Annotated in this window: 9 protein-coding genes; 3 read left to right on the top strand and 6 right to left on the bottom strand. The window is 63.5% G+C overall.

Annotated features, from left to right (window positions below):
* Positions 1–67: 67 nt before the first annotated feature.
* From cmtR (IEV67_RS18845) to IEV67_RS18820, 6 genes are all read right to left on the bottom strand, one after another.
* Positions 68–427, bottom strand: coding sequence for a Cd(II)/Pb(II)-sensing metalloregulatory transcriptional regulator CmtR (gene cmtR / locus IEV67_RS18845; RefSeq protein ID WP_036275916.1), 360 nt, complete (start codon positions 425–427; stop codon positions 68–70).
* Between the two features lie 240 nt (positions 428–667).
* Positions 668–1,264, bottom strand: coding sequence for a DUF305 domain-containing protein (locus tag IEV67_RS18840; RefSeq protein WP_029153978.1), 597 nt, complete (start codon positions 1,262–1,264; stop codon positions 668–670).
* 155 nt (positions 1,265–1,419) lie between these two features.
* The gene (locus IEV67_RS18835; RefSeq protein ID WP_188438255.1) at positions 1,420–1,821 is read right to left on the bottom strand and encodes a four-helix bundle copper-binding protein; all 402 of its coding nucleotides are present in this window, start codon (positions 1,819–1,821) and stop codon (positions 1,420–1,422) included.
* A gap of 596 nt (positions 1,822–2,417) precedes the next feature.
* Positions 2,418–3,257 carry a F510_1955 family glycosylhydrolase gene (locus tag IEV67_RS18830; RefSeq protein WP_036275911.1) on the bottom strand — a complete coding sequence of 280 codons (840 nt, stop codon included), beginning with the start codon at positions 3,255–3,257 and terminating at the stop codon, positions 2,418–2,420.
* Positions 3,258–3,401: 144 nt separating this feature from the next.
* Positions 3,402–4,010: a DUF305 domain-containing protein gene (locus IEV67_RS18825; protein ID WP_036275909.1), complete on the bottom strand. Its 609-nt coding sequence runs from the start codon at positions 4,008–4,010 to the stop codon at positions 3,402–3,404.
* 91 nt (positions 4,011–4,101) lie between these two features.
* Positions 4,102–4,545: a DUF6153 family protein gene (locus IEV67_RS18820; RefSeq protein WP_036275907.1), complete on the bottom strand. Its 444-nt coding sequence runs from the start codon at positions 4,543–4,545 to the stop codon at positions 4,102–4,104.
* Positions 4,546–4,714: 169 nt separating this feature from the next.
* Between IEV67_RS18820 and IEV67_RS18815 the strand changes: the two genes are divergently transcribed.
* From IEV67_RS18815 to cmtR (IEV67_RS18805), 3 genes are all read left to right on the top strand, one after another.
* On the top strand, positions 4,715–4,975 hold the full coding sequence (locus IEV67_RS18815) for a YHS domain-containing protein (protein ID WP_036275904.1): 261 nt from the start codon (positions 4,715–4,717) through the stop codon (positions 4,973–4,975).
* 71 nt (positions 4,976–5,046) lie between these two features.
* Complete coding sequence (locus IEV67_RS18810) at positions 5,047–7,257, top strand: heavy metal translocating P-type ATPase (protein WP_229703373.1); 2,211 nt, start codon at positions 5,047–5,049, stop codon at positions 7,255–7,257.
* Between the two features lie 521 nt (positions 7,258–7,778).
* Positions 7,779–8,138, top strand: coding sequence for a Cd(II)/Pb(II)-sensing metalloregulatory transcriptional regulator CmtR (gene cmtR, locus IEV67_RS18805; RefSeq protein WP_188438254.1), 360 nt, complete (start codon positions 7,779–7,781; stop codon positions 8,136–8,138).
* Positions 8,139–8,205 lie beyond the last annotated feature (67 nt).

Below are 8,205 nucleotides of genomic sequence, written 5' to 3'. Positions count from 1 at the left end.
CGCTCCACCTCTTCGGTCTCATCGTCCACCGAAGCTGCAGGCTCGTGCTCGCAGCCACACGCCGCGCTCACGCGTCCGCCCCCGTCCCACAGCAGCCAGCCACCGTGCACGCAGAGTCCACGCACGGCGCGTGCTCATCGACCGCCAGCGTCACGTCCACGAGCGCGACGAGCGCAGCCGTAAGATGCGGGTCGGCGATCTCGTAACGAGTCTGGCGACCCTCCGGCTCGGCAACGACAATCCCGCAGTCACGCAGGCAGGTGAGATGGTTCGACACGTTCGAACGCGTCAGCTCCAGCTCACGAGAGAGCACAGCCGGGTAGCTCGGTCCACCGAGCAGAGACATTAGGATTCGGGAACGCGTGGGATCGGCCATGGCCCGGCCGAGCCGGTTCATGACATCGAGGCGTGAGGAAATAGTCAGCACACACTGAACTATACAGTGATTGATGACCTATTGGAACGGCTTCACCCCAGGCGACATCTCTGGGGCCTGGGTGTAAGTACATCCGGCTCACACCCCACCGAATACGCCTACCGAAGCCCGCTTACGGCGCACGTTTCTGGCATTCGATCTGGTGTGCCTTCACTCACCGCGCCGCAAACGATCGTTTCCGGCAGGCTCTCGGAGCACAAGCCATGATCGATCGATTATCGCTACCAATCGTCATCCGTCGTCCGAGCACTGGCGGTCGGCTGCCCGTTCGAAGTCTGGAACGGGTCGGTCTTGCGCGTCCTCGGCCGTCAGCGCGAGGCCGTTGCTTTCGATGTCGGCGATGAGCCAGTCCATTTCGAGGATCTCCCGGCGCTGCGCTTCGCTGATTTCAACCGCAAGTTCGCAGACGCGGACATCCTGCAGCTGTGCTCGCTCGGATCGGGTGATCGCGAGCGAGTGATGCGGAATCATTGCGCGCATGTACGCGGTGTCGTCGACGGTGATCTGGCTGCGGTCGAGGGCGATGCCTCCTCCGAGGAGGAGAACGCTGACGATGATGACCGCAATGTTCGCTTTCCTGTGCTTGTACATGTTGAGCATCCAGGCCAGCATGACCAGCCCCATGGCGCCGCCCATAGTGAGCGCCATGAAGACGCGGCTTTCGCTGAAGCGTATGTGCCCCCATTCCCACACTCCAGCGAACATCGTCCAATACATCACGACCATGCCGGTGAGAATCATCGCCGCGAATCGCAAGTACATCGTCAGCGATCCGTGCTTTTTCGCCCCTGCTTGTCGTCCATTTGTTTCGTGCGCGTCCTTCGACATATTCCTCACCTGTCGTCTCGGTTCGTTGCGCGGTAGCGCGATTGATGACGACGTGTGGGGTAAGAGCGCTCGCTAGTCTGCTTCGGCCTGGTCAACGGGCATCACTGGATTGATGCGGGTAGCGAAGAACTGCACGACGCCGTCGCGGTGGCTATTCAGAGGGTTGCGAGGAGCGCGGCGCAGGCATCTTCGCATCGCCGGCAGGCCGCAGCACACACCGCGCAGTGTTCGTGCATCGTGTGCTTCTCGCACTCGTCGGCGCAGCTCGCGCATGCCGTGCGGCACGCTTCGAGGGTTGCGCGGGTGAGGTTGGCGTCGTACCCGGTGTGCCTGGACAGGATGCGTCCGGTGGTTTCGCAGAGGTCGGCGCAGTCCAGGTTCGTGCGGATGCACTTCGTCAGCTCGGCAACCATTTCCTCGCTCAGGCACGCGTCGGCGCATGCGGTGCATGATTGCGCGCACTCAACGCACGCCTCGATACACTCCACCAGCACCTTCCGGTCAGCCTGGCCAAGGTCCTTCGGGTAGGTGCGGAGCATTTCCGCCGCGACAGTCATAGTGGCTCCTCTCGTCATTGTGGAGTCTTTAAACTACGACCGCACCTCGCTCCCGGGGACCCCGTTGAATACCCCGGGAGGGCATGGTAGTTCAGCGGCAGATCATCGTCGCAGCGATTACTGTGCGGTGACGATTATTCCGTTTCTGCAGCGTGACTGGGTGGAGCTCGAAGGATCAGAGCCAGGGCGACAATGACCATGATTACGGCGATGTCAAAGCTGGCGATCGTGTACGTCCACCAAGCGACGTCGGTCGATTGGGCATCACTGATCAGATGCGCGAGCGCGAGGGCTGGACCGCAGATCAAGAGCATATATCCAAGACGCACGAGCCTTCGATGCGTCCGCTCCGCGGGACTGCGAGGCGAAGGCGCGCCGGGTGAGGACGAGTGCACGGCCGTCAGATGGTGCATCGAGTCGAAGGGGGATCTGGAGCCGGTGGGGGTCATCAGAAGATCGCTCCAATGGCGAGAAAACTAGCAGCGGCGAGGAGAGCAACGGCGACCGTCGCCACGATGACGAACAACACGAGGTTCCGAAAGGGGTTCTTGGGCGCTTTCACGAGGAATCCTTGGGCACAGGTCTTTGCGCCCGCGTTATTGGGCGGGACTCAGCACAGTGGTGCTGTCCGGTGAGACTTCAACGATGCCCCGGTCATCGACGAGGATGACGCGGTCGTCGATGACCGTGAGGGCTTGAACGGCGCCTTGGAGGGATTCGAGGTGATGCCAGGTTCCATTTTCATCCTCTGTCCACAGGACGCCATCGGTGCCTGCGCCGAGAAGAGTGCCATCGGTGCGAGCCTCCAGCGCGTAGAGCACAGGTGTTCCGTCGACTGGAGTGAATGTGTTACCGCCGTCGCTGCTGAAGAGAACGCCTTCTTCGGCTGCAGCGTACAAACCGGATTCGGTGACCGCGAGATCAGCGGCGCCGAGGGACGCACGCTCCGTCCAGTTGTTTCCCTCGTCTGTGCTGGTGAGCAGGTTCACTTGGCTAGAGGGGACGCCGTAGAGGGTGCCGTCCGGGGCCGCGGTGAGGATGTGGAAGTCGGTGGTTCCGTTGAGAGCAATAGGCGACCAAGTGTTCCCGTAGTCGTCGCTGCGGATGATGCCGAGGTTGGGCGATCCGAGTTCGGCCGGGGTCTTTTCGCCGGGATGCCCGGAGGCGAACAGCGCGTCTCCCGAGACCGTGAATCCCATGGCGTCGAAGGCGTGACCGCCGATCGGGCCGGAGATATCCCCATCTGGTGTGAGAGTGAAGATTCCGTTGTGCGTGGCCACCAGCAGATCATCGCCCCGGGGATCTTGGGCGATGCCGTGGATGTGGTCGATGCGGGGAGCTGAGTCCGGGTTGCCGAGCGGTGTCGCGGTGCATCCGGTGGCGACAGCCGCCAGGACGGTCACAGTGACGGTTGCGAGAAGGAGTGAGCGTTTCATGATGGTTTCCGTTAGTGGCCTCAAGCGGGCCTGGCTTCACGACGCGCAACAAGAGCACGCCGACGTCTGACTGCTGCCGCAATGGGGCAGCACGGATGACAGGTCCGGGCGGGACGATCGGATACCGGCCCGCCCGGAGGATTCCTACAGCTGGCCGAGGAGTTCCTGCATCGTGGCGATCTCCGCCGTCTGGTCGTCGATCACCTGTTGCGCGAGCTCGAGGACGTCCGGGTTCTGCGCATCATCAAGCGCCGTCTGCGCCATGTCGACGGCACCTTCGTGGTGCACGATCATCTGCTCCAGGAACAGGCTGTTCGCCTCGACAGCATCCGCGCTCTCCAACATGGTCATGTCCTCTTCGGACATCATGCTGTCGTCACCGCCCATCGAACCGTGATCCATGCCTCCCATGGAGTCGGGGTCGTACTCCACACCCCAGTCTTCGAGCCATCCGAGCATCTTGTCGATCTCGGGGCCCTGCGCCGCCTTGATCTGCTCGGCAAGTTCCACCACGCGTGCGTCGGCACCGTCTTTAGCTAGCAGCATGTCGGCCATCTCGATCGCCTGCTCGTGATGAGGGATCATCATCGTGACGAACATCTCGTCAGCCTCGTTCGCTGCCGAAGTCGACGACGACTGAGACGGGGAGGTGGATTCGCTGGACGGTGCCGTGCTGTTGTCAGCGCAGCCGGTGAGAACCAGTGCAAGGGTCAGTACACCCGTACTGACAGCAACGGGAATCTTCTTATTCATGGTTGTTCCTTCGATACGTCGTGTGAGGGTTCGCAAATGATGGCGCCAGACGGCGCCAGGAATCCGACCCATCAGGGTCGGCGGCGACTACTCAGGTGCGACTTATCGAAAGGAACGTCAGCGAGGGTGCCCGGGGAAGGATCCCGATCGCTTCCCACCTCACCAGGCTTACAGCACGGTGAGGGGGCAGCCGGTGACGCTGAATCAATATCGGAGGGAGGAGGAGAAGCAGACCGGCAAGCAACGCCAGCACGCACGCAATCAGCATCTCGTTGTGACCCTGCCCATGTCCGGTGTTCACATGACACGCACCCTCACACGCGGTGGACTCGCTCGCGACGTTTGACGCCGCTACGGTGGCGTGCTCCTCCCCGGCTGCGGAGTGGGTGAGTCCGACGGATCCGTGTCCCGCAGGTTCGGAGGTGAAGGTGTGCATCGCCAGCAAGCCGACGATAACCATCAGCGTGGCCCCGCCGAGCATCAACAACGCGCGCAACGACAACTGCGGACGTGCGCCACGAACTGCGACGTGCATACTCGGCCTCCTCCATTCCGTGCAGGATGCTAACACCACGATCTATGCGGCCGCCCGCCCTGATCCTTCAGCGCCGCCATGTATATCCTAGTGCGGAATACCCCCAGGGGGTATATCGTTAGGCATACCGACGCCGCACTCCGGTGTTTGAGAGAAAGAGGAACAAAACATGTCAGACTCCACTGGATCCTGCTGCAGCCGCAACAGCCACGGTTCCGTCGACGCCGAAGGACGCAAGGATCTCCTCACCCCGCCCGCGGAAGATCTCGCCGAATGTCCTGTGATGGTAGGCAGCACCGTCATCAAGGCGGATGCAGAAGCTGCTGGCCTGTACCGCGATTACGACGGCACCCGGTACTACTTCTGCTGCGCTGGATGCGAGCCCGCGTTCGACGCCGACCCGGCTAAGTACGCCACCGCTGCTGCCTGACACCGTTTCACGGTGCGGGGCACGCCAGACAAGTCAGCCCCACGGTTCTCAATTCCGAGGAGGATAGGCCCATGAGCCACTCGCGTAACGACGGCGCGGAGCACACCCACGCCCACCACGACCACGCGGCGTCGACCCCCGCAGTGACGACCGAAACTGACCACGATGCGCACGCGGGACATCAAGCAATGGCGCATGCACCGCAGTCAGACGCGGCCGCGCACAGTCACAGAGACCACGGAAGCGACAACGCGCCCTCCGGCCACAACACCCACGCTGGACACGGCGGTCATGCAGGCCATGGCGACCACGTCGGGCAGTTCCGTCGCCTGTTCTGGATCATGCTCGTCCTCGCCGTCCCCACGGTCGCGTTGTCGGGCATGTTCTCGATGATCCTCGGCTACACCCTCCCCGATATTCCGGGTCTGTCCTGGGTATCCCCGGTGCTGGGCACTGTCATGTACGCGTGGGGTGGAAAGCCGTTCCTCGTCGGTGCAGTCAGCGAGCTCCGCGCTCGCAAGCCCGGCATGATGCTGCTCATTGGCCTCGCGATCACCGTCGCGTTCGCCGCCTCCTGGGGCGCGACGCTCGGCGTGCTCCATCACGAACTAGACTTCTGGTGGGAGCTCGCCCTCCTCATCGTCATCATGCTTCTCGGGCACTGGATCGAGATGCGCTCCCTCGCCCAGACGACTTCCGCCCTGGACTCACTCGCCGCTCTTCTCCCCGATGAGGCAGAGCGCGTCGAGAATGACCAGGTCGTCACGGTCTCACCGACCGATCTCGTCGTCGGCGACGTCGTCATCGTACGGCCGGGTGGCAGCGTCCCCGCCGACGGGCGCATCGTCGACGGACGGGCCTCGATGGACGAGTCCATGGTCACGGGCGAGTCCCGCACCGTGGAACGCGGCAGCGGCGACCACGTCACAGCCGGCACCGTTGCCACCGATTCCGGGCTTCGCGTCGAGATCACCGCGACCGGCGACGACACGACCCTCGCCGGCATCCAACGTCTCGTCACCCAAGCGCAAAGCTCCTCGTCCCGCGCACAGCGCCTCGCTGACACCGCCGCCGGATGGCTGTTCTGGTTCGCCCTGGGTGCTGCGGCGATCACCGCGATCGTCTGGACGTTGGTCGGCTTGCCTGACGCGGCTGTCATCCGCACCATCACCGTCCTCGTCATCGCCTGCCCGCACGCGCTGGGCCTGGCCATCCCGCTGGTCGTCTCAATCGCCACCGAACGCGCCGCCCGGGGCGGCGTTCTCGTCAAAGACCGGCTCGCGCTCGAAAGCATGCGCACCATCGACACGGTCCTGTTCGACAAGACCGGCACCCTCACCAAGGGCGAGCCCGTCGTCTCCGAGATTTCCGTCGTCGACGGCATCGACCCCGACGAGATCCTCGCACTGGCCGCCGCCGCAGAAACTGATAGTGAGCACCCACTCGCGAAGGCCATCGTGCGCGCAGCCGCCGACAAGCAGCTCACCATCCCGCGCAACGGCGACTTCACTTCCTCACCCGCTGTGGGCGTCACAGCGACCGTCGACGGGAAGAGCATCCGAGTCGGTGGACCGCACCTGCTCACCGAGGAGAACGCCGACGAGCTCCCGGTCGCCGATCAGTGGCGGACGGATGGCGCGATCATCCTCCACGTCATCCAGGACGGCCGCGTCGTCGGCGCGTTGAAACTCGCCGACGAGGTGCGCTCGGAATCCCGGGAAGCCGTCGACGCCCTCCACGCACTCGACGTGCAAGTGGTGATGATTACCGGCGACGCGGAAGCCGTGGCGCAGGCCGTCGCCCAAGACCTCGGCATCGACCGCGTCTTCGCCGGAGTACGCCCGGAGGACAAGGCCGCCAAGGTCCAACAACTCCAGAACGAGGGCCGTAAGGTCGCAATGGTCGGCGACGGCGTCAACGACGCCCCTGCCCTCGCGCAGGCCGACGTTGGGCTGGCGATCGGTGCGGGCACAGATGTCGCGATCGCCTCTGCTGGTGTCATCCTCGCAAGCGACGACCCTCGCTCGGTACTCTCCGTGATCGAACTGTCACGGGCTTCGTACCGGAAGATGAAGCAGAATCTCTGGTGGGCTGCCGGATACAACATCATCTCCGTCCCCCTCGCCGCCGGCGTCCTCGCCCCCATCGGATTCGTGCTCCCAATGTCGGTCGGAGCGATCCTCATGTCACTATCCACCATCGTCGTCGCCCTCAACGCACAACTGCTGCGCCGACTCGACCTCCGCCCCGACACCACGACCCACGTCATCCTGAACCGCTGACCACAATCGCCGGAGATCAAGACGCCATGCGGGAGAAGAGTTCACCTGCCCGTCACCCGACGAGTAGATCATGTCAGTGCAGCGACCATGCTGCAGACCTCGCGAGCCGACCTCCTCCGCACCTCCGCGGAAGACCTGGGGCTCGACATGAACGCCTGCGATACAGCCGTCGCCGCCCCCCGTCACAAGGGAGAGAGTCGAAGCCGACTTCAACGATGGATAGTATCTCGGTATCAGCGGCACACCTACCTTCTTCCTAGATGGCGAGAAGCTCGAACTTACACAGCTCAGCGACCTGACCGATGCCCTCGATGAGGCGACAGGACGCTGACCCTGGAGAGCCTTGCGCTCTCGACTCTGACCGCGTGCCTGCCGAAGCGGCCTGGTGCTGTGCCCCGAAGACGCCGCACCCACGCGCGGCAACGGATAGATATCGGCGATCGAGCGCGAGCGGACGCGCTTCGGTTAGATCGAGACAGCAGGATTCTAGATAGGTCAGCACCTACTGTATAGTTCAGTGCATGCTGACTATTGCTTCACGTCTTGATGTGATGAACCGGCTCGGGCGGGCCATGGCGGATCCGACGCGTTCCCGGATCCTGATCACCCTGCTCGGAGGATCGAGTTACCCAGCCGTTCTCGCACATGAGTTGGAACTGACCCGCTCGAACGTCTCGAACCACCTCACCTGCCTGCGAGACTGCGGGATCGTGGTCGCTGAGCCTGAGGGCCGCCAGACCCGTTACGAGATCGCTGACCCGCATCTTGCTGCTGCCCTCGTCGCGCTGGTGGATGTGACGCTGGCTGTCGATGAGCACGCACCCTGCGTGGACTCAGCGTGCACGGTGCCGGGCTGCTGCGGTACAGGGGCGAACGCATGAGCGCAGCGTGTGGCTGCGAGCACGAGCCTGCAGCTTCGGTGGACGATGAGACCGAAGAGGTGGAGCG

Source organism: Microbacterium murale (genome assembly GCF_014635185.1).
Lineage (GTDB): Bacteria > Actinomycetota > Actinomycetes > Actinomycetales > Microbacteriaceae > Microbacterium > Microbacterium murale.
The sequence above is the reverse complement of the archived record's forward strand: the minus strand, read 5'-3'. Positions and strand labels throughout refer to the sequence as shown.